The sequence below is a fragment of the Nonomuraea salmonea genome (genome assembly GCF_042428605.1).
Classification (GTDB): domain Bacteria; phylum Actinomycetota; class Actinomycetes; order Streptosporangiales; family Streptosporangiaceae; genus Nonomuraea; species Nonomuraea salmonea.
In genome coordinates, this window is the sequence record NZ_JBHMCF010000011.1 from 117800 (window position 1) to 137476 (window position 19677).

Genomic DNA, 19677 nt, shown 5'->3' on the forward strand with positions numbered 1-19677 from the left:
CATCCATATTGGAGGAGACGTGGTGGAGGCTACGATAGCGCTCCGATTGCCCAGGGATGCGGCGAGCGTGCCGCTGATCAGGCAGCTGCTGGACGGCACGCTGCGCTCGCTCGGCGTCGAACCACAGGTACGCGACGACATCGAGCTGATGCTCACCGAGGCGTGCTCGAACGTCATCAAGCACGCGGGGCCCAGCGACGACTACACCGTCAGCGCGTCCGTCCACGACCACCTGTGCGTGATCAAGGTGGTCGACACCGGCAACGGCTTCGACCCGCGCAAGATGCTCGACCCCGACCAGGGGTCCGAGCACGGGCGCGGCCTGCAGATCATGCGCGCACTCGCCGACGACGTCCGCTTCACCAACCGGCGCGAGCACGGCGCCGTCGTCTGCCTGGAGAAGCGCCTGCGCTACGCCCCCGGCGCGGCCGGCCAGCACCTGACCGCCACCTGACCCCCTCACCTCCGGCCGGACACGCTCTTCTCAGACTCCCCCAGCTGGAGACGGCGGCGGATCCTGGGCGCGTGCCGGCTGAGCGTGGCCCGCCTGCGCTCCGGCACCCCCTCCCCGCACAACTTCAGCTCCAGCCCGGACCCCGCGCTCGAATGAGCCGCCTCGACCGGCTTCGCCTCCCGTCCGGGCTCCGCGTCCGGCCCCGCGTCCGAGCCCGCCGTATCCGGCCCCACGGGAGTGCTCGCCGTGTCCGGCCCCGCGGGAGTACTCGCCGTGTCCGGCCCCGCGGCCGTGCCCAGCGCGGGCTTGGACGGGGGCGCCGTAGCCGTCGCCGGACCCTCCTCTTCGGAAGGCCGCGGCCGCGCCGCTTGGGCAGGGCGGGCCGCGGAGTAGGACTGGAGCAGGCGGTGGAGGCGGAGGCGGGCGGTGCGCCAGCGGGCCATCGAGGCGGCCAGCCCGAGCAGCACGAGCATGGCGACCGCCGAGATGAGCAGCACCGCGAGGACGATGAGGATGAGGACGACCGTCAGGGTCCCGATCAAGCCGAGCACTGTCATCATTTGCCGGACAGTGCCCGCCCACCAGTGCTTTATGCCATGAATTGAAGATAGATCGGGCTTACTTCGACCCGCCGTCGAGCTGCTCGGGCCACCCCGGCAGGAGATCGAGCCGCCGCAGGATCACACCCTCGCGCAACGCCCACGGGCACACGTCGAGCCGGTCCACCTCGAACAGGTCCATCGCCGCGTCCGCCACCAGCGCCCCCGCGGCGAGCTGCGCGGCCCGCCCCTGCGACACCCCCGACAGGCGGGCCCGCGCGGCCGCCTCCATGGTGGTGAGCTTGGCCGCCCAGTCGGCCATGTCGTGGCGGGACAGCGAGCGGGTGACGTAAGGGCCGTCGCCGGAGGGCGCCGCGCCGGCGATCCTGGCGAGCTGCTTGAAGGTCTTGGAGGTGGCGACGGCGCGGTCGGGGCGGCCGTACCGCATGACGTCGCCGACCGTGCGGGCGATCTCGGCGCGTACGTGCTTGCGCAGGCTCCGCACCTCCTCGGCGGAGGGCGGGTCGGCGGTGAACCAGCCGCGGGTCAGCCGCCCGGCGCCGAGCGGCAGCGAGACGGCGGCGTCGGGCTCCTCGTCCACGCCCGCGGCGATCTCCAGCGAGCCGCCGCCGATGTCGAGGGCCAGCAGCCGCCCCGACGACCAGCCGAACCACCGCCGCACGGCCAGGAACGTCAGCCTGGCCTCGTCAGGCCCCGACAGCACCGCGATGTGCACGCCGCAGCGCCGCTCGACCTCCGCCAGCACCTGCTCGCCGTTGGCGGCCTCGCGTACGGCGGAGGTGGCGAAGCACAGCAGGTCCTCCACGCCCTTGTCCTCGGCGATGCGCACGGCCTCCTCGACGAAGCCGCCGAGCCGCTCGACGCCCTCGGGGCCCAGGTTCTGGTCCTGGTCGAGGTGTTCGGTCAGGCGCAGCTCGTCCTTGTGGGAGTAGGCGGGCATCGGCCTGGCGCCGCGGTGGGCGTCCACGACCAGTAAATGGACGGTGTTCGAGCCGATGTCCAGCACGCCGAGTCGCATGGGGAAACGCTACCGTCCTGCGGCTTTCGCGCGGCGACCCGGCCGACCAGGACGGCCGCGTGATCGCGGGCCCGCTCCAGGCACTACCCTTCCTGATGGCATGACACGTTTGGGGGACCTTTGAGCGCTTGTTGTGGCCCGAGCAGGGAGGGCACCGCCGGGCCGTACCAGGAAGCCGTCCAGATCACCCGCAGGAAGCCCGTGCTGCGCGGGATGGTACGCATTCCCGGCGGAACGTTCCTCATGGGCGGCGACGATCCGGACGGCCGGCCCGAGGACGGCGAGGGGCCGGTGCGCGAGGTACGCGTCGATCCGTTCCTCATCGACCCGGCCTGCGTGACGAACGCGCAGTTCGCCACGTTCGTCAAGGACACCGGTTACGTGACGGAGGCCGAGCGCATCGGCTGGTCGTTCGTGTTCGCCCAGTTCGCCTCCGCCGGGGTGATGGACGCGAGCGTGCCCGGCGCCCCCTGGTGGGCCGGCGTCGAGGGCGCGACGTGGCGCTCCCCCGAGGGCCCCGGCTCGTCGATCGGCGACCGCCAGAACCACCCCGTCGTGCACGTGTCGTGGAACGACGCCCTCGCGTACGCCACCTGGGCCGGCAAGCGGCTGCCCACGGAGGCCGAGTGGGAGATGGCGGCCAGGGGCGGGCTGGAGCGCAGGCGCTACCCGTGGGGCGACGAGCTGGCCCCGAACGGCCGGCCGCGCTGCAACATCTGGCAGGGCCGCTTCCCGACCGCGCCGAGCAAGGGGACGATGCCGGTCAAGTCGTTCCAGCCGAACGGCTACGGGCTCTACAACGTCGCCGGCAACGTCTGGGAGTGGACGGCCGACTGGTGGGGCACCGAGTGGCAGCCGTACGCCGACAACCCGCTCGGACCGGCCGGCGGCACGGCGAAGGTGATCAGGGGCGGCTCGTACATGTGCCACGACTCCTACTGCAACCGCTACCGGGTGGCGGCGCGCACGTCGAACACGCCCGACTCGTCCACCGGGCACACCGGCTTCCGCTGCGCGGCCATAGTCTGAGCCCATGTCACGAACCCTGCGACTGTTGATCACCGGCGGCGGCACCGGTGGTCACACCTATCCGGCCCTGACGACCCTGTCGGCCGTCCAGCGACGTCAGGTGCCGCACGACGTGCTCTGGGTGGGCACCGCCAACGGCCTCGAGGCCCGCATCACGGCCGAGCACGGCATCCCGTTCAAGGCGATCACCACGGGCAAGCTGCGCCGCCGCCCCAACCTCAAGGAGCTGGGCACCAACATCGCCGACGTGTTCCGCATCCCGATCGGGGTCCTGCAGGCGGTCGGGCACGCCGCCCGCTACCTGCCCGACGTGGTGCTGTCGACGGGGGGTTACGTGGCGGTGCCGATCGGGGTGGCGGCCAAGCTGATCCGCAGGCCGCTGGTGATGCACGAGCAGACGACCGTGGTGGGCCTGGCCAACCGCATCCTGTCGCGGCTGGCGACCCGCATCGCGCTGTCGCACGAGTCGTCGCTGGACCATCTGCCCGCCTCGGCCCGCAAGAAGGCCGTGGTGACGGGCAACCCGATCAGGCCGGAGCTGCTGCAGGGCAACAGGGCGGCGGCCTACGACCTGTTCGGGCTGACGTTCGAGGTGCCGCTGATCTACGTGACGGGCGGCGCGCAGGGCAGCAAGCAGATCAACACGCTGATCGCGGAGATCCTGCCGCGGCTGCTGCCGCACGCGCAGATCGTGCACCAGTGCGGGCCCGCCTGGATCGACCAGATGCGGGCCGTGCCGCTGCCGCCCGACCTGGCCGACCGCTACCACCCGGTGCCGTACGTCGGGAGCGAGCTGGCCGACCTGTTCGCCGCGGCCGACGTGGTGATCTCGCGCAGCGGGGCGGGCACGGTGTCGGAGCTGACCGCCATCGGCAAGCCGTCGGTGCTGATCCCGCTCATCCCGACCGGCGGCGACGAGCAGCGCAAGAACGCCGGCTACCTGGCCTCGGCGGGGGCGGCGCGGGCGCTGCTGGAGCCGCGTCCCACGGGCGAGATGCTGCTGGCCGAGCTGATGCCGCTGCTGGCCGACCCCGGGCTGCGGCAGACGATGGGGCAGGCGGCGGCCGGGCTGGGCCGCCTCGACGCCGCCGAGGTGCTGTGCGACCTGCTGCTGGAGACCGCCGGTCACGGCGCTCCCGAGCTCTACAGCCGGCGCTAGCGAGCCGGCGCCGGCGAGCCCCAGCCGGCGAGCCCCTGCGATCGGGCTCAGGCGCCCATGTCCGTGCGCGCGCCCGGGCCAGGGCCGGGCTCGCGGGTCACGGGTCGAGGGCGCGGAACGCCTCGCGGGCGGAGCTGACGCTCCGCCTCAGCGCCTGTTCCAGCCGGTCGGCGTCCGCGGCCAGGCGGTCCAGCTCCGGCACGGCGAACCCGTCGGCGCCCGTCTCGGCCACCAGTTCCTCGTACTGGTGCATGCGCCCGCGCAGCTCCTCGATCTGGTGGTGGGCCACGTACGCGCGCTCGGCCTCGGTGACGTTGGCGGCGTAGCGTTCGAGTGCCTCGACCCGGGCGAGCACGGCCTCCTCGCTGTTGTCGAGCGCGCGGGCGAGCGGCTCGGCGACGGCCGCCACCTCGGGGGTGAGGCCCCGCGAGACGGTCTCCCTGTGCTTGGTGCGCAGGGCCGACAGCTTGGCCAGCAGCCGGGCGATCTCCCACTCCTGGGCGGGCAGCATGACGGCGTTGCGCACGTCGTCGAGCAGCCCGTCGGTGTTGACGCGGGAGCCGGTCACGGTGGCGATGGCGCGCTGGGCACGTTCCAGCAGGCGGGCGGCCGACTCGTCGAGGTCGCTCGTGAGCACGTAGCGGCCCTCGTACCAGCGCAGCTGCTCGTAGATTTCGCGCTCGTAGTCGGCCTCCTCGTCGTCGGTCAGGTCGTTGCGCGCGAACAGCACGATGACCAGCGGGATGCCGGCCACGACGAGCAGCAGCAGGTTGACGCCGATGCGCAGGGCGCCGAGGCCCAGCATCAGGCCGAGGAGGGCCACCGTGCCGATGGACATCGCGGCGCGGACCCGCCGGCTGGAGACGTGCGGCCGCGGCTCGGGGACCCAGCCGGCGCGCATCTTGAGCAGGACCCCGCGGCTTTCCCTGAGCAGCTGGGCGTCGTCGGGCGGCACACCTGGATCAATCACCATATCCGCCACAAATCCGGATCCTAAGCTACGTCAGTCATCAAGGTGGCGAAAAGCTTCATGCGCGGAGCTGACGCTGTCGCGTAACGCCTGCTCCAGGCGGTCGGCGTCGTCGGACAGCCGGCTCAGCTCCGGCACCCCGGCCCCGTCGGCGCCCGTCTCGGCCAGCAGCTCCTCGTAGCGGTGCAGCTTGGCGCTGAGGCGTTCGATCTGGCTGCGGGCGCGGTAGGCGCGCTCGGCGTCGGCGACGTGGCCGGCGTACCGCTCCAGGGCCTCCACGCGCGCCAGCACCGCCTTCTCGCTGCTGTCGAGCGCCCGCCCCAGCGGCTCCGCCACGGCCGCCACCTCGGGGGTGACGCCCTCCGCGACGACCTCCTGGTGCTCGGCGCGCAGCTCCGACAGCTTGGCCACCAGCCGGGCGATCTCCCACTCCTGGGCGGGCAGCATCACGCCGTTGCGCACGCCGTCCAGCAGGCCCTCGGCGTGCACGTGGGAGGACATGACCTGGTCGATGGCGGTCTGAGCGCGCGACAGCAGGGCCCTGGCGGGCTCGTCGAGGCGATCGCGCAGCACGTACCGGCCCTCATGACGGCGGGCGAGCTCGTAGACCTCGCGCTCCAGCGCGTTGCGCCGCTCCACCTGCGCGTCGGGTCTGGGCTTGAGCAGGACGGCCACCATGAGCAGGGCCGACCCCGTCATGATCACCACGAAGGGGGTGTAGCGCTCGGCGGTGAACAGCACGAGCCCGTACATCGCCGCGATGAGCGCCGTCACGGCCGCCGCCAGCCGGGCGGCGCGCGCCAGCGGGGCGCGGCCGCGATCGGGCGGCGCCCAGCCGGCGCGCATCCGCAGCAGCAGCTTGCGGTTGTCGCGGAGCAGCGTCCCGACGTCGTCGGGCACGGACGGATCGACGATCACCTTCGCATATCGTCCGGCCACGTTCTGAGTCCTTCGTACTGATCCTTGGTACGTCTTCCCGTCCGGTCGTCAGCTCTCCAGGTAGCGGAACGCCTCATGGGCGGACTTCACGCTGCGGCGTAAGGTGCGCTCAAGCACGTCGGCGTCCTGCGACAACCGGTCGATCTCCGGCACGGCCAGCTTGTCGGCGCCCGACTCGGCGAGCAGCTCCTCATAGCGCGGCAGCCGGGCGCGCAGCTCCTCGATCTGGCTGCGGGCGTGGTAGGCGCGCTCGGCCTCGGCGACATGGCCGGCGTACCGCTCCAGCGCCTCCACCCTCGCCACCACCGCGGCCTCGCTGCCGGCCAGGGCTCGTTCGAGCGGCTCGATCACCGCCGCCACCTCCGGCGCGATGCCTCTGGCCAGCAGGTCGCGGTGCTCCAGCCGCAGCGCCGACAGCTTGGCGAGCAGCCGGGCGATCTCCCACTCCTGGGCGGGCAGCATCGTGGCGTTGCGGGCGTCGTCCAGCAGCCCTTCGGCGTTGACGTGGGAGCGCAGCACCGTGCCGATCGCGCGCTGCGCCCTGGCCAGGACGGCCGCGGCCTCCGGGTCGAAGTCCTCGGGAAGCAGGTAGCGGCCGTCGTACCAGCGGGCCTGCTCGTAGACCGCGCGCTCCTGGGGGCGGTGGTCGTCCTCGGCGACCTCGCTCATGGACGCGATCTTGACCAGGACGATGAAGACGTACGTGCCGAGCAGCACGAAACCGGCGGCGGCGTACCGGGAGGCCAGCAGCACCGCCATCAGGGCGATCACGACCGGCGTGGCGGCCAGCAGCAGCGCGCTCGACGGCGTGCGGCGGCGCGCCGGGGCCACCTCGGCGGGCGGCACCCATCCGGCCTTGATCCTGGACAGCAACGGGGCGTTCGCGCGCAACAGTCCGGCCACCTCCGGCGGAACCGCCGGATCTACGACCACACCCACGTTCTGTCCTGGCACCCTGGCGCCCCCAACGCTCGTGATATTGGGATATTACGTTCGTTTCTGCCCAGGTGTCAGCCTCCGGAAGGTCAGTCCAGGGAACCACCAGTTCCGATCACCCAGCACCTCCATCGCCGCGGGCACCAGCACCAGCCGCACCACCGTGGCGTCGACCAGCACCGCGACGGCCAGTCCCACCCCCATTACCCGCAGCGCGCGATCATCGAAGGCGCCGAACGCGGCGAACACACAGAACATGATGGTGGCCACGGAGGTGATGACCGCCGCGGTCCGCGCGAGCCCGTCGGCGACCGCGCGGGTGTTGTCCCGGTCCTTGAGATACTCCTCCCTGATCCGCGACAGCAGGAACACCTCGTAGTCCATGGACAGCCCGAACATGATCGTGAACAGCATCATCGGCACCCATGCGTCGATCGGCCCCGCCGTGCCCTGCCCCAGCACGTCGAACTGGAACACCGCCACCACCACCCCGTAGGCGGCCCCGATGGACAGCAGGTTCACCACGATCGCCTTCAACGGCACCACCAGACTTCTGAAGACGGGCACGAGCAGCACGAAGGCCGCCAGCAACACGGCACCGACCACCCACGGCAGCCGGTCGGCGGTGTGCTCGGCGTAGTCGGCGGCGGCAGCGGTGGAGCCCGACACGAGGACGGGCGCGGGCAGTTCGGCGCGCAGGCGATGGATGAGCTGCTCGGTCCGCTCGTCCTGCGGCCCGGTGGCGGGGATCACCAGCGCGACCCGTCCTCCCGCGTACTCGCGCACCCCCGCCGCAGGCGCCTGCGCGGCGCCGTCTCCTGCTTCGGGTGCCCGGTCGGCGCCGTTCTCTGCGGGGATCACCTGTGCGACGCCGGGGGTGGCGGCCGCCTGGCGGACGGCCGCGCGTAGCTCGGCCGCCGCCGTGGCGGGCGCGGCCAGGACGAGCGGGCCGGCCATGCCGGGGCCGAAGCCCTGGGCGAGCAGATCGTGCGCCCTTCGCGTGGTGTCGGTGACCGGCCGGTTGCCCGCGTCGGACCAGCCGACGCGCAGCTGGGTGGCGGGCAGGGCCAGCGCGACGAGCGCGACCAGCGCGATCGCTCCCGCCGTCCAGGGACGGCGTTGCACGACCTTGCTCCACCGGTACGACCACGGCACGCTCCGAGCCGCCCGCCCGGGCAGCGCGAACCTGTCGATCCGCGTCCCGATCACGACCAGCAGCGCCGGGAGCAGGGTGAGCGAGGCGAGCAGCACCATGACCACCCCGCACCCGGCCGCCAGCGCCACCCCACCGCCCAGGGAGGGGCCGAGGAGGAGGATGCCGGCCCCGGTGGCGATCACGATCAGCCCGGCGAACGACACCGACCGCCCCGCCGTCCGCATGGCCCGCTCGACCGCCCCCTCGACCCCCATCACTCCCCCGGCCCCATCGGCTGCGGCGAGTTCGGTGCGGAAGCGGGTGACGATCAGGAGGGCGTAGTCGATGCCGACGCCGAGGCCGAGCATGATCGTGAGGTAGACGCCGAAGCCCGGTGTGCTGACGAGGTGGCTCAGCAGGCCGTACGTCGCGGCGCCGCACGTCACGCCGACGATGCCGATCACCAGGGGAAGGGCGGCGGCGATGAGGGAGCGGAAGGCGACCAGCAGCACCACGGCGGCGGCCAGCAGGCCGAGGCCCTCGGTGACGCCTCCCGGGGTGACGTCGGCGAAGTCGCCGCCGGACAGTTCCACGGTGAGGGCTGTCCCGGCGGGCGGCGCGAAGGCGTCCCTGACGCCTCTGATCGCCTGGGCGGCGGCCTGGTCCGGGTAGTGGAGCGGGATGGAGGCGATGGTGCCGTCCTGGGAGACGCGCCGCTCCTCCATGGCGGCCTGCGCGCCGGGGACGGCGTCCACGCGGGCGGCCAGGCCGGTGAGCGCGGCGCGTACCGGGGCGGACTCGATCCCGGACGGGGCGTAGACGACCAGCGCGCCCGGCGCCTCCTCCGCGGCCTCCCCGAGGAACGCGGCGGCCTGCCGGCTCTCGGAGCCGGGCAGCGTGAAGTCGTCGTCCGAGGGCCCCGGCCAGGTCGCGGCGGCTCCGGCGAGCGCGGCCACGAGCGCCAGCCAGAGCACCATGACCAGGCGTCTGTGACGGATGCAGAATCGGATCATGCCGCGACCGTAGAAAGCGCACCCGCCGAAGGTCGTCACCCTGACGCGGTCGCTCACCTGCACCTTCCGCGGTAGCCGCGGATGCGGTCGTCGCCCGCCCTTCCGCAGCACCTGCGGGTGAAGTCGTCGCCCGCTCTTCCGGGTGGCTGCGGGTGCGGTCGTCGGCCGCCCTTCCGCAGCGCTCCCGGTGTCTCGGACCCGCCCGCGCTCCCCGACGCGGCCACCCGGCTCCACCTTTCGTGGGGCTCCGGAGTGGTGGGGTCAGGTGCCCGGGCGGATCAGGCCGGTCTCGTAGGCGAGGACGACCAGCTGGGCGCGGTCGTGGACGGCCAGTTTGGTCATCATGCGGTTGACGTGGGTCTTGACCGTGTGCGGGCTCATGGCCAGGTCCTCGGCGATGCGGGCGTTGGTGAGGCCGCGGCCGACGCGGGCCAGGACCTCGCGTTCGCGGCCGGTCAGCGGGGCGAGGCGGCCGGTGTCCAGGGCGGCGGGGCGGGCGGTGAACTCCTCGATGAGCCGCCGGGTGACACCGGGCGACAGCAGGGCGTCACCGCGGGCGGCGACCCGTACGGCGTGGCGGATCTCGGCCGGCTCCGCGTCCTTGACCAGGAAGCCGCTGGCGCCGGAGCGCAGCGCCTCGTACACGTACTCGTCCAGGTCGAACGTGGTGACCACGACGACCCGCACGCCGGTCGCCGTCAGCGCTCGGGTGGCGGCCAGGCCGTCGAGCTCGGGCATGCGGATGTCCATGAGCACGACGTCGGGACGCAGCCGCCGCGCCTCGCGGACCGCCTCCGCGCCGTCGGCGGCCTCCCCCACCACACGGAGGTCGTCCTCGGTGTCGAGCAGCGCCCGCAGCCCGGCGCGGACGAGCGGCTGGTCGTCGGCCAGCAGGACGGTGATCATGTGGGCAGCCTGGCGGTGACGCGGAACCCGCCGCCGGGGGCGTTCCCCGTGGTCAGCCGGCCGCCCAGGGCGGCGACCCGCTCGGCCATGCCGGTGAGCCCGTGCCCGCGCCGCACCGGCTCGTCCCCCAGCCTGTCACCCGGCCCGTCACCCGGCCCGTCACCCGGGCCGTCCTGGCTGGGCGGGCCGGGCGCGGCGGCCTTCGAGGGGATGCCGCGGCCGTCGTCCTCCACCTGGACGGTCACCGCCCCCGGCTCGTACGTCAGCCGCACGGTGGCCGCGCCGGCGCCGGCGTGCCGCATCGTGTTGGTCAGCGCCTCCTGGACCACCCGGTAGACGGTCAGGTCGGCGGCCGGAGGGAGGGGACGGCGCTCGCCCTCCACGTCGAAGGCCACCGGCAACCCGGCCGTCTCCAGCAGCCGGGGCAGCTGCGCGGACCCCGGCTGGGGCGCGTGCCCGGACGCGCCGGGACGCAGCACGCCGAGCACCGCCTTCATCTCGCCCAGCGCCTGCCTGCTGGAGGTGCGGATCACCTGGAGGGCGGCGGCGGCCTCGGGCGGGCCGCCGACGCGCTCGACGGCCTCGGCGGCGACGGCGGCGTGCAGGGCGATGACGGAGACGGTGTGGGAGGTGACGTCGTGCAGCTCCCTGGCCACCCGCAGCCGCTCCTCCTGGGCCCGGCGCAGCGCCTCCTCCTCCCGGGTGCGCTCGGCCTGGGCGGCGCGCCGCTCCACCTCCCGCGTGTACGCCCGCCGCGCCCGCGACACCTCGGCCGGCTGCGCCACCACCAGCACGAGCAGCAGCCACACGAGCACGGCGAGCGCGACGTCGGCCTCCATCCGCGCGAGCGCCGCCACCACGGGCACGGCCACCAGGAACGCCGCCCCGGCCCACCCGGCGGCCCTGCGCCCGGCGGCGATGGCTGAGAACAGCGCGATCAGCGCGGGCACCGGCCAGAGCGCGATCGCGTACCCCCGAAAGAAGATCACCGCCGCCGCGACCGCGCACACGGCGAGCGCCAGGCCGGGCCGCCTGGGCAGCGGCGCGAGCCCGAGCGCCGTGGCGGCGAGCAGCGCGTGGCCGAGCAGGTCGAGTGGCCGGGCGTGCGGCTGGTTGCCGTAGGCCATGATCGTGGAGGCGTGCACGCTCACGGCCATGATGAGCACGAGGGCGGTGGTCCGCATACCGGCACCGTAATGCCCGCTTTCCGGCCCGCGCGATACCGCCGTCGCCGTACGAGCGGTACCGCACATGACGTACGTCATACGCCCCAGGCTGACGCACGGCACTACCTGCGGCCCCGCCCGCCCGGCGAAGGTGGGCGCATGAAGGGAAACGCGCTGGAGCTGAAGGCCGTGACCAGGGCGTACGGCCAGGTCACCGCGCTCGGCGGCGTCGATCTGGACGTCGCGGAGGGCGAGACGGTGGCGGTGCTGGGCCCGAACGGGGCCGGCAAGAGCACGTTGCTGTCCGTCGCGCTGGGCCTGCGCGCCCCCGACGCGGGCACGGCCACGGTGCTCGGAGGGGCGCCGCTGGAGGCGCTGCGGACGGGCCGGGTCGGGGTGCTGCCGCAGGAGTCGGGGCTGCTGGAGGACGTGCGGGTGGGCGAGCTGGTGTCGGCGGTCGCCGGGATGTACCCGGGGCGGCCCGATCCCGGGCGGGCGCTGCGCGCGGCGGGGATCGAGGAGCTGGCCCGGCGTCCCGTCGGGCGGTTGTCAGGGGGGCAGCGGCAGCGGGTGCGGTTCGCGTTGTGCGTGGCGGGCGATCCGGAGCTGCTCGTGCTGGACGAGCCGACCGTGGGGCTGGACGTCACGGGCCGCCGCGCCCTGTGGCAGGAGATCAGGGCGAGGACCGCGCGGGGGCGTACCGCCGTCTTCGCCACCCACTACCTGACCGAGGCCGACGACTACGCCGACCGGATCGTGCTGCTGGCCGGCGGGCGGGTCGTCGCCGACGGGACGCCGGCCGAGGTGAAGGCGCTGGTCGGCGGCAACGAGGTGCGGTTCGCGCTCGGCGGCGCCGACCCGGCCGAGCTGGAGGGCCTGCCCGGCGTGCGGCACGTCAGCGTGACGGGCCGCGACGTGCGGCTGCGGACCGGCGACTCCGACGCGACGCTGCGGGCCCTGTTCGCCGCCTGCGCCGACGTCAGGGACGTGCGGGTGGAGAGCGTGGATCTGGAGAGCGCGTTCGTGACGCTGACGGGAGGGCGGGACTGATGGGGTCGTATCTCAGGCTGGAGCTGGTGCGCGGGCTGCGCAACCCGGTGTCGCTGCTCATGCTGACGCTCTTCCCGCTGGGCCTCTACCTGCTGTGGACCAAGGTGCTCACCGTGGTGCCGCAGGAGCGGATGGACGACTTCGCGGCGTACTCGATGGTGTCGATGGCGACGTACGGCGCCATGGGCGGCGCGCTGTTCATCGGCGGCGCCATCGCGCTGGAGCGCGGCAAGGGCTGGCTCGACCAGCTCGCGGTGACCCCGCTGCCTGCGTCGGGCTACGTGACGGCCAAGCTGCTGAGCGGCGCGGCGACGGTGCTGCCGAGCATCCTCACCGTACTCGCCGCGGGGGCGTTGCTGTCGGGCGTGCGGCTGCCGGCCGGGACCTGGCCGCTGCTGGTGGTGCTGATCTGGGCGGGGGTGCTGCCGTTCGCGGCGCTGGGGGTCGCCTTCGGCTACACGCTGAAGGGGCAGGTCGCGACCTTGGCCCTGATGGTGGTCTATTTCGCCATGTCGGTGCTCGGCGGCCTGTGGCTGCCGGTCGAGGCCATGCCGGCCGGGATGCGGGCGGTGGCCGAGCTGAGCCCCGCCTACCAGGCCGGGTCGCTGGGCTGGCGGGCGCTCGACGGCCTCCCGCCGACCGGGACCTCGCTCGCCGTGCTGATCGGCTGGACGCTGCTCTTCTGCGCGCTGGCCGGATGGCGTTACCGTCGGGCACTGTGACCTCGGTGCGGGAGTTCGACTTCAGCAGGGGCCGGGCGGCGGCGAGGGCCGGGGCGTGCGCCTGGCTGCTGCTGATCGTCTGGCCGCTGTGGGTGTTCGCGGGAACGGGCCCTGACCCGCTACGGGTGGTGGCGGTGCTGGGCGGGGTCGCGGTGTTCGCGGCCTGCTGGGTGCGGATCATGTGGCGGATGCTCAGCCACCGGGCCACGACGCCGGACCCGCTCGCGCTGGCGGGGCTGGCCGGCGCGGGGCTGGCGCTGCTGCCGCTGTTCGGGGCGCCGTGGGCGTACGTGTCGTTCGTGTACGCGGTCAGCGCCTGCGCCGCGACCCTGCGCACCCCGGCCTTCGCCGCCTCCGTGGCCGCGATCGCCGGGGTGGAGGCGGCGGCGCTGCTGTCCTTCGGCGTGCCGTTCCCTGGGGTCTGGTGGGTGCCGCCGGTCATCGTCGTGCAGGCCGTCACCGTGCACGGCATGCGGAACATGGGCCTGCTGGTGGCCCGGCTGGACGCGGCCAGGGCCGAGGTCGCCCGGCTGGCGGTCGAGAACGAGCGGCTGCGCTTCGCCCGCGATCTGCACGACACGCTGGGGCACACCCTGACCGCGATCACGATCAGGAGCCAGCTCGCCGCCCGGCTCGCCCCGGCCGACCCGGTCCGGGCCGCCGCTGAGATGGGCGAGGTGGAGGGGGCCGCGCGGCGGGCGCTCAACGAGATGCGGCAGGCGGTCACGGGCTACCGGGCGGCGTCGCTGGCGCAGGAGCTGGAGGGGGCGACGCGCAACCTGGCGCTGGCCGGGATCGAGGTAACCGTCTCGCCCGCCGACCGGCCCGTCCCCGCCGCCGCCGAGACCCTGCTCGCCTGGTCCGTACGCGAGGCCGCCACGAACGTCCTGCGCCACAGCCGCGCCCGCCGCTGCCGCGTCACCCTGCGCGCGGACGAGACGTGCGCCGAGGTGGAGATCGTGGACGACGGCCGCGCCCGCCGGAGCACCGGGGACAGCGCCCTGGGAACCGGGAACGGGCTGGCCGGGCTGGCCGAGCGGGTCGGGGCCGCGGGCGGGCGCGTGGAGGCCGGGCCGCTGCCCGGCAGCGGCTACCGGCTGCTGGTGCGCGTGCCGCTGGAGGCAGGGCCGGAGACGGGAACCGGCTCCGGGGCGGGCTCCGGGGTGGAGGCGGCGTGATCCGGGTGCTGCTCGCGGATGACCAGGAGCTGGTCAGGGGTGGCCTGGCCGCGCTGCTCTCGCTGGAGGACGACATCGAGGTGGTGGCCGAGGCCGGGCGCGGTGACGAGGTGCTCGCGGCGGCGCGGGAGCATGAGCCCGACGTGATCCTGCTCGACATCGAGATGCCGGGGATGTCCGGCCTGGCGGTGGCCGAGGAGTTGCGGGGTCATCGGGTGGTGATCGTCACGACGTTCGGCCGGCCCGGCTATCTCAGCAGGGCGCTCGACGCGGGCGTGGCCGGTTACGTGGTCAAGGACGCCCCCGCCGCCGAGCTGGCCGCCACCGTACGCCGGGTGATGGCCGGCGAGCGGGTCATCGACCCCAAGCTGGCCGTGACCGCGCTGACCACCGGCCCGAGCCCGCTCACCCAGCGGGAGGCGGAGGTGCTGCGGGTGGCGGCGGACGAGCCCACGGTGGCGGCCATCGCCCGGCGGCTGTTCCTCACCGAGGGCACCGTGCGCAACTACCTGTCGTCGGCGATCGGCAAGACCGGCGCGGCCAACCGCGCCGAGGCCGTCCGCGTCGCGGAGTCCCGCGGCTGGCTCTGACCCCCGCAGCGCCCCCAGGCAGGCGTCAGTCGCCCTGCAACAGGGCGTTCTGGTGGATCTCCCACAGGGCCGTCTCCGGGATGCCGGCCTTGACCAGTTGCTCCCAGGTCGCCATCCGGTCGGCCGGGTCGTCGAGCAGGGTGCGCAGCAGGGGACGCAGAACGGCGCGGTCGCCGCCCTCCTCGTACCACATGGCGCCCAGGGCGCGGTACAGGGCGGGTGAGCGCACGCCGGCCGTCCGCATCAGCTCCTCGACGAGCGCGACCCGCTGGCGGAACGGCAGCGACTCGCCCGCCCCCAGCGCCCGCAGCAGCAGGTCGAGCAGCCGCCGGTGCTGCGGGTCGTGCCCCGTGGCGACCGCGGCGACGACGTCGCCCATGCCGATGGGCTCGGCGCCGCCGCCGAGCACGACGTCCTCGCGGCCGTCCACGACGACGCGGCGGGCGGCGAGGGTGGTGACGAGGCCGGTCCAGCCCTCCTGGCCGAGCTGCCCCTTCCACAGGTGGGTGAGCGAGGACCAGCGTTCGAGCGCGTCGGGCCCCGGCAGCAGGGCCGAGACCGAGACGGGCTGCTCGGACGCGGTGACGATGAGCAGGGTGAGGTTCGCCGAGTACGCCGCCAGGCGCCGCGTCAGCGGATGCCGGACGGGACGGAACCCGGTGAAGTGGCGGCGGGTCCGCTCGTGCAGGGCGCGGCGCAGCAGCCCGGTCAGCAGGTCGGCGCAGCGGGCCCGCACCACGGACGGCACCTCGGCCAGCAGCTCCAGGATGAACCCGACGGTCGGGCCGCGCTCGGCCAGGCAGGAGTGGGAGGTGACGGCGTACAGCAGGTCGTCGTCCACCGCCTGGACGATGGCGAGCGGCTCGTCCCCGGCCAAGCGGCGGCGCCGGTCGAGGTCGCGCAGCGCGTACATGGTGATCCAGGCGACGAGGAACTCGGCGAACGTGGAGTGCAGGAACGCGTGCCCGCCCCGGCGGACGAAGAAGAACCGCTCGGTGGCCTTGCGCGCCCAGCCGCCCGGCGCGTCCTCGTCGCGCGGGTCGTCCTCGCCGCCGTGGCAGAGGGCGGGCAGGTCGCGTTCGAGCTGCTCGTCGGTGATGACCTGGCTGCCGCGGGCCAGCATGGACAGCGCGACCGCGCCGAGCAGCACCAGCTCCTGGTCGATGGCGACCCGGTGGGCGCCGCCCGTCTCGCGCTCGGTGTAGTCGCGCAGCAGCACCTCGTACAGGCGGGCGCGGCCGAGCGGGCCGTGGTCGCGCTGGAGCGCGTTGCCGCCGGCGTCGTAGAGGGCGAGCAGCAGCAGGAGCAGCGGCTGCCTGGCCATCTCGCCGTGGGCCAGCGCCGCCTCGGGAGGCAGCGGGGTCAGGTCGCGGCGGGCGAGCAGGGCGCGGTTGGCCTGGTCCCAGACATCGAGCCACTGGCGTACCTGGTCGTCGTCGAACGGCCGCAGCTCCAGGGCGAGCAGCCCGTCGGGGAAGCGGACCCGGTCGGCCACCACCGTCCTGCTGGTGATGACGACCGCGACGGGCCGGCCCAGCTCGGCCTCTCTGACCTGGAACTCGCGTACGTGCTCCAGGTAGTCGTAGCGGGCGGCGGCACCCTGCACCAGCTCGTCGAACCCGTCGAGCAGGATGACCGGCATGGCGCCGTCGGCGGCGGCGACGAGGTCGGCGTAGGCGACCTCCTCCCCCAGCACCCCGGCCATGGCCTGCTCGATCTGCTCGGTGACGCCCGCCCGCGCCCGCACGCCGCGCAGCTCCACCCTGATCGGCAGGAACTCCGAGCGGGCCAGCCGCGCGGCCAGCACCTCGGTCAGCTTGGTCTTGCCCGAGCCCGGCTCGCCGAGCACGAGCAGCGGCACCTGGGTGGCGCGCAGCGAGGTGAGGTGGCCGACCAGGAACGCCTCGGCGTCGGCCAGCATCCGCTGCCCCTCCCACCAGCCGCGCAGCGCGGGCGTGGACTCCTGGGTCAGCTCAGCGACCCGGCAGCGCGGGCTCAGGTAGCCCTCGCCGAGCAGCGGCAGGTAGACGTCCTCGGGCAGCTTGCCGACCACGAGCAGCGGCTGGTCGAGGGCGTTGGCGGCCATCCTGACGCGGTGGATCATGGGACGGTCGCCCGCGCGGGGCGGCGCCAGCTCGGCCAGCAGCCAGGCCACCCTGGACAGCGCGGTGGCGGGCGGCGGCGGCTCGGTGACCAGGCTGCGCACCCCGAACTCGTGGCTCTCGAGCGCCAGCGACCGGTAGTCCTCGTCGTAGATGCGCAGCGCGTGCGCGGGCGGGCCGTCGGCGAGCAGGCGGGGTAGCTGGAGCTGGTCGTCCACGGGCAGCTCGTCCCACAGGGACAGGCCGCTCACGTACGCGGCCAGGCATTCCGACATGCGCAGGTAGGCACGTTCCACGGCGGCGCGGGTGTCGGCGTACGGGATGTGCGGCTCGGGGGTGGGCAGTCGGACCAGCAGCAGCTCGGCGACCAGCCGGGCGAAGCGCTCCGCGGTGGGGACGCCGCGGGAGATCTGCTCGGGCCGGTCGAGCCGGTCGAGCGTGAACGGCAGCTTGGCCTCGCCGAGCGCCTCGAAGTAGGCGGAGACCACGACGGCGGCGTGCGCGGCGGCCAGGCGGCGGGTGCGGGTGTGCCGGTCGACGCCCGCCCTCAGCTCGGGCAGGCGGCGTACGACGTCCTCGCCGTAGGCGACGATGGCGTCGCGCAGGCCGCGTAACCCGGCCGCGAGCTGGGGCCCGCCGGACAGGGCCCAGCCGGTGCGCTCGGCCGCCGACGCCAGCCCGATGACCTTGACGAGCCTGCCGTCCTTGCATCCGAGAATCCTCAGGGCGTCGGCGTAGCTCGGGGTTTCGATCATGGCCTTCTCCCGGGGGACTGGGGATGTCCCATCATGCGTTGTCCGTCCCGATCGTGCAGGCTGTTCGCCGGGATGGTCGGGAACCTGCGCGTCATGAACCCTTCAACGCCGTCTCGATCTCCGGCAGCGCCGCGGGATCCTCGATGGTGGACGGGGCGGTGTACGGGCGGCCGTCGGCGATGTCGCGCATGGTGGCGCGCAGGATCTTGCCCGATCGGGTCTTCGGCAGCCGGGACACCACGACGGCGCGGCGGAAGGCGGCGACCGGGCCGATGCGCTCGCGTACGAGGGCGGTCAGCTCCCGCTCGACCTCCCCGGGGTCGCGGTCCGCACCCGCCTTGAGCACCACGAACCCCATGGGGAGCTGGCCCTTCAGCTCGTCGGCGACGCCGATCACGGCGCACTCGGCGACGTCGGGGTGTGCGGCGATGACCTCCTCCATCGAGCCGGTGGACAGCCGGTGGCCTGCCACGTTGATGACGTCGTCGATGCGGCCCATGACATAGAGGTGGCCGCCGGCGTCGAAGTGGCCGCCGTCGCCGGTGAGGTAGTGGCCGGGGTAGCGGTCGAGGTAGGAGCGGGCGAAGCGATCGGGGTCGCGGTAGAGGGTGGGCAGGGCGCCGGGCGGGAGCGGCAGCCTGACGGTGACCGCGCCTTCGACGCCGGGCGGGCAGTCGCGGCCGTCGGCGTCGAGGACGTGGACGTCCCAGCCCGGCACGGGCTTGGTGGGCGAGCCCGGCTTGATCGGCAGCGGCTCGATGCCGACGCAGTTCGCGGCGATGGGCCAGCCGGTCTCGGTCTGCCACCAGTGGTCGATGACGGGGATGCCGAGCAGGTCGGAGGCCCAGTGGTAGGTGTCGGGGTCGAGGCGCTCGCCGGCCAGGAAGAGGTGCCGCAGCCCTGACAGGTCGTACTTCTTCGCGAAGGCGCCGGAGGGGTCCTCCTTCTTGATGGCGCGGATCGCGGTCGGGGCGGTGAACAGCGTGCGCACGCCGTGCTCGGCCACCACCCGCCAGAACGCGCCGGGGTCGGGGGTGCCGACGGGCTTGCCCTCGTACAGGACCGTCGTGCAGCCCGCCAGCAGCGGCGCGTAGACGATGTAGGAGTGGCCGACCACCCAGCCGACGTCGGAGGCGGCCCAGTAGACCTCGCCCGGCGCGGCGCCGTACACGTTCGCCATGCTCCAGTGCAGCGCGACCGCGTGACCGCCGTTGTCGCGCACGACGCCTTTCGGCGCGCCCGTCGTGCCCGAGGTGTAGAGGATGTAGAGCGGGTCGGTCGCGGCCACGCTCACGCAGCCGGCCGGCTCGGCCGCCGCCACCGCCTCCGCCCAGTCGAGGTCGCGGCCCTCGGCCAGGCCGGCGCGGCACTGCGGCCGCTGCAGGATCACGCACCGCTCAGGCCGGTGCGCCGCCTGCTCCAGCGCGTCGTCGAGCAGCGGCTTGTACGCCACCACCCGGCTCGGCTCGATGCCGCACGACGCCGACAGCACCACCTTGGGCTGGGCGTGGTCGATGCGCACCGCCAGCTCCCTGGCCGCGAACCCGCCGAACACCACCGAGTGCACCGCGCCCAGCCGCGCGCAGGCCAGCATCGCCACCACGGCCTGCGGCACCATGGGCATGTAGATGACCACGGTGTCGCCGGCGGTGACGCCGAGGGCGCGGAGCATGCCCGCGGTCCTCGCCGTCTCCTCCAGCAGCTCCGCGTAGGTGTAGGTGCGGGTGACGCCGGTGACGGGACTGTCGTGGATGAGCGCGGGCTGATCGCCCCGGCCTGCCGCGACGTGCCGGTCGAGGGCGTTGTGGCAGGTGTTGAGCCGCCCGTCGGGATACCAGCGGCCGTCGGCGTACACGGTCCGCGGAGCCGTGTCCCAGTCGATGCCGCTTGCCGCCTCGCCCCAGAACGCCTCGGGCTGCTCGATGCTGCGCCGGTAGACCGCCTCGTAACCGCTCACTCGTCGATCAGAACAGCCGTGGGGCGATGGCGCAAGAC

General features: G+C 73.9%; 17 protein-coding genes. 7 read left to right on the forward strand and 10 right to left on the reverse strand.

Features of this window, described 5'->3' with window-relative positions; all coding sequences use genetic code 11:
- The first annotated feature begins 46 nt into the window (after nt 1-46).
- Nucleotides 47-454 carry an ATP-binding protein gene (locus ACFFR3_RS11050; RefSeq protein WP_379483047.1) on the forward strand — a complete coding sequence of 136 codons (408 nt, stop codon included), beginning with the start codon at nt 47-49 and terminating at the stop codon, nt 452-454.
- Between the two features lie 5 nt (nt 455-459).
- Here the strand turns inward: ACFFR3_RS11050 and ACFFR3_RS11055 are convergent, their stop codons facing one another.
- Nucleotides 460-996 (reverse strand): hypothetical protein, encoded by a 537-nt coding sequence (locus ACFFR3_RS11055; protein WP_379483048.1) that lies wholly within the window; start codon nt 994-996, stop codon nt 460-462.
- 76 nt (nt 997-1072) lie between these two features.
- Nucleotides 1073-2032, reverse strand: a complete 960-nt coding sequence (locus tag ACFFR3_RS11060; protein WP_364383772.1) for a Ppx/GppA family phosphatase — start codon at nt 2030-2032, stop codon at nt 1073-1075.
- A 120-nt stretch (nt 2033-2152) separates the two neighbouring features.
- On the opposite strand from ACFFR3_RS11060, the gene ACFFR3_RS11065 reads away from it, so the two are divergent.
- Nucleotides 2153-3061, forward strand: coding sequence for a formylglycine-generating enzyme family protein (locus tag ACFFR3_RS11065; RefSeq protein WP_364383769.1), 909 nt, complete (start codon nt 2153-2155; stop codon nt 3059-3061).
- Between the two features lie 4 nt (nt 3062-3065).
- A complete protein-coding gene (locus ACFFR3_RS11070) occupies nt 3066-4220 on the forward strand; it encodes a UDP-N-acetylglucosamine--N-acetylmuramyl-(pentapeptide) pyrophosphoryl-undecaprenol N-acetylglucosamine transferase (RefSeq protein ID WP_364383766.1) in 1155 nt (384 codons plus the stop codon).
- A 97-nt stretch (nt 4221-4317) separates the two neighbouring features.
- On the opposite strand, the gene ACFFR3_RS11075 is transcribed toward ACFFR3_RS11070, so the two are convergent.
- The 6 genes from ACFFR3_RS11075 to ACFFR3_RS11100 all read right to left on the reverse strand — a co-directional run bounded on the left by ACFFR3_RS11075 (nt 4318) and on the right by ACFFR3_RS11100 (nt 11303).
- Nucleotides 4318-5193, reverse strand: a complete 876-nt coding sequence (locus ACFFR3_RS11075; RefSeq protein ID WP_379483049.1) for a hypothetical protein — start codon at nt 5191-5193, stop codon at nt 4318-4320.
- 30 nt (nt 5194-5223) lie between these two features.
- Entirely contained in the window at nt 5224-6129 is a 906-nt protein-coding gene (locus ACFFR3_RS11080; RefSeq protein WP_364383760.1) for a hypothetical protein, read from the reverse strand.
- A gap of 48 nt (nt 6130-6177) precedes the next feature.
- Nucleotides 6178-7020: a hypothetical protein gene (locus tag ACFFR3_RS11085; RefSeq protein ID WP_345403388.1), complete on the reverse strand. Its 843-nt coding sequence runs from the start codon at nt 7018-7020 to the stop codon at nt 6178-6180.
- Between the two features lie 96 nt (nt 7021-7116).
- Entirely contained in the window at nt 7117-9213 is a 2097-nt protein-coding gene (locus ACFFR3_RS11090) for an MMPL family transporter (RefSeq protein WP_379483050.1), read from the reverse strand.
- A 261-nt stretch (nt 9214-9474) separates the two neighbouring features.
- A complete protein-coding gene (locus tag ACFFR3_RS11095) occupies nt 9475-10119 on the reverse strand; it encodes a response regulator transcription factor (protein ID WP_345403379.1) in 645 nt (214 codons plus the stop codon).
- Nucleotides 10116-11303 carry a sensor histidine kinase gene (locus ACFFR3_RS11100; RefSeq protein ID WP_379483051.1) on the reverse strand — a complete coding sequence of 396 codons (1188 nt, stop codon included), beginning with the start codon at nt 11301-11303 and terminating at the stop codon, nt 10116-10118. The genes ACFFR3_RS11095 and ACFFR3_RS11100 overlap by 4 nt, the downstream gene beginning before the upstream one ends.
- 141 nt (nt 11304-11444) lie before the next feature.
- Between ACFFR3_RS11100 and ACFFR3_RS11105 the strand changes: the two genes are divergently transcribed.
- Genes ACFFR3_RS11105 through ACFFR3_RS11120 form a run of 4 tightly spaced genes read left to right on the forward strand, consistent with a single transcriptional unit; the run spans nt 11445 to nt 14825 of the window.
- Entirely contained in the window at nt 11445-12335 is an 891-nt protein-coding gene (locus ACFFR3_RS11105; protein ID WP_364383750.1) for an ABC transporter ATP-binding protein, read from the forward strand.
- On the forward strand, nt 12335-13057 hold the full coding sequence (locus ACFFR3_RS11110) for an ABC transporter permease (protein WP_379483052.1): 723 nt from the start codon (nt 12335-12337) through the stop codon (nt 13055-13057). Before ACFFR3_RS11105 ends, ACFFR3_RS11110 begins: the two co-directional genes overlap by 1 nt.
- Nucleotides 13054-14235 carry a sensor histidine kinase gene (locus ACFFR3_RS11115; RefSeq protein WP_379483053.1) on the forward strand — a complete coding sequence of 394 codons (1182 nt, stop codon included), beginning with the start codon at nt 13054-13056 and terminating at the stop codon, nt 14233-14235. The genes ACFFR3_RS11110 and ACFFR3_RS11115 overlap by 4 nt, the downstream gene beginning before the upstream one ends.
- Entirely contained in the window at nt 14232-14825 is a 594-nt protein-coding gene (locus ACFFR3_RS11120) for a response regulator (RefSeq protein ID WP_364383741.1), read from the forward strand. The genes ACFFR3_RS11115 and ACFFR3_RS11120 overlap by 4 nt, the downstream gene beginning before the upstream one ends.
- A gap of 25 nt (nt 14826-14850) precedes the next feature.
- On the opposite strand, the gene ACFFR3_RS11125 is transcribed toward ACFFR3_RS11120, so the two are convergent.
- Complete coding sequence (locus tag ACFFR3_RS11125) at nt 14851-17682, reverse strand: NACHT domain-containing protein (RefSeq protein ID WP_345403360.1); 2832 nt, start codon at nt 17680-17682, stop codon at nt 14851-14853.
- A 91-nt stretch (nt 17683-17773) separates the two neighbouring features.
- Nucleotides 17774-19639: a propionyl-CoA synthetase gene (locus tag ACFFR3_RS11130; protein WP_364383734.1), complete on the reverse strand. Its 1866-nt coding sequence runs from the start codon at nt 19637-19639 to the stop codon at nt 17774-17776.
- Between the last annotated feature and the right edge of the window lie 38 nt (nt 19640-19677).

What these genes read in the sequence shown, in the direction of transcription:
- ACFFR3_RS11095 (WP_345403379.1), bottom strand. Translation starts at nt 10,119, where the DNA reads ATGATCACCGTCCTGCTGGCCGACGACCAGCCGCTCGTCCGCGCCGGG.
- ACFFR3_RS11090 (WP_379483050.1), bottom strand. Translation starts at nt 9,213, where the DNA reads ATGATCCGATTCTGCATCCGTCACAGACGCCTGGTCATGGTGCTCTGG.
- ACFFR3_RS11070 (WP_364383766.1), top strand. Translation starts at nt 3,066, where the DNA reads ATGTCACGAACCCTGCGACTGTTGATCACCGGCGGCGGCACCGGTGGT.
- ACFFR3_RS11060 (WP_364383772.1), bottom strand. Translation starts at nt 2,032, where the DNA reads ATGCGACTCGGCGTGCTGGACATCGGCTCGAACACCGTCCATTTACTG.
- ACFFR3_RS11110 (WP_379483052.1), top strand. Translation starts at nt 12,335, where the DNA reads ATGGGGTCGTATCTCAGGCTGGAGCTGGTGCGCGGGCTGCGCAACCCG.
- ACFFR3_RS11105 (WP_364383750.1), top strand. Translation starts at nt 11,445, where the DNA reads ATGAAGGGAAACGCGCTGGAGCTGAAGGCCGTGACCAGGGCGTACGGC.
- ACFFR3_RS11125 (WP_345403360.1), bottom strand. Translation starts at nt 17,682, where the DNA reads ATGATCGAAACCCCGAGCTACGCCGACGCCCTGAGGATTCTCGGATGC.
- ACFFR3_RS11100 (WP_379483051.1), bottom strand. Translation starts at nt 11,303, where the DNA reads ATGCGGACCACCGCCCTCGTGCTCATCATGGCCGTGAGCGTGCACGCC.
- ACFFR3_RS11075 (WP_379483049.1), bottom strand. Translation starts at nt 5,193, where the DNA reads ATGGTGATTGATCCAGGTGTGCCGCCCGACGACGCCCAGCTGCTCAGG.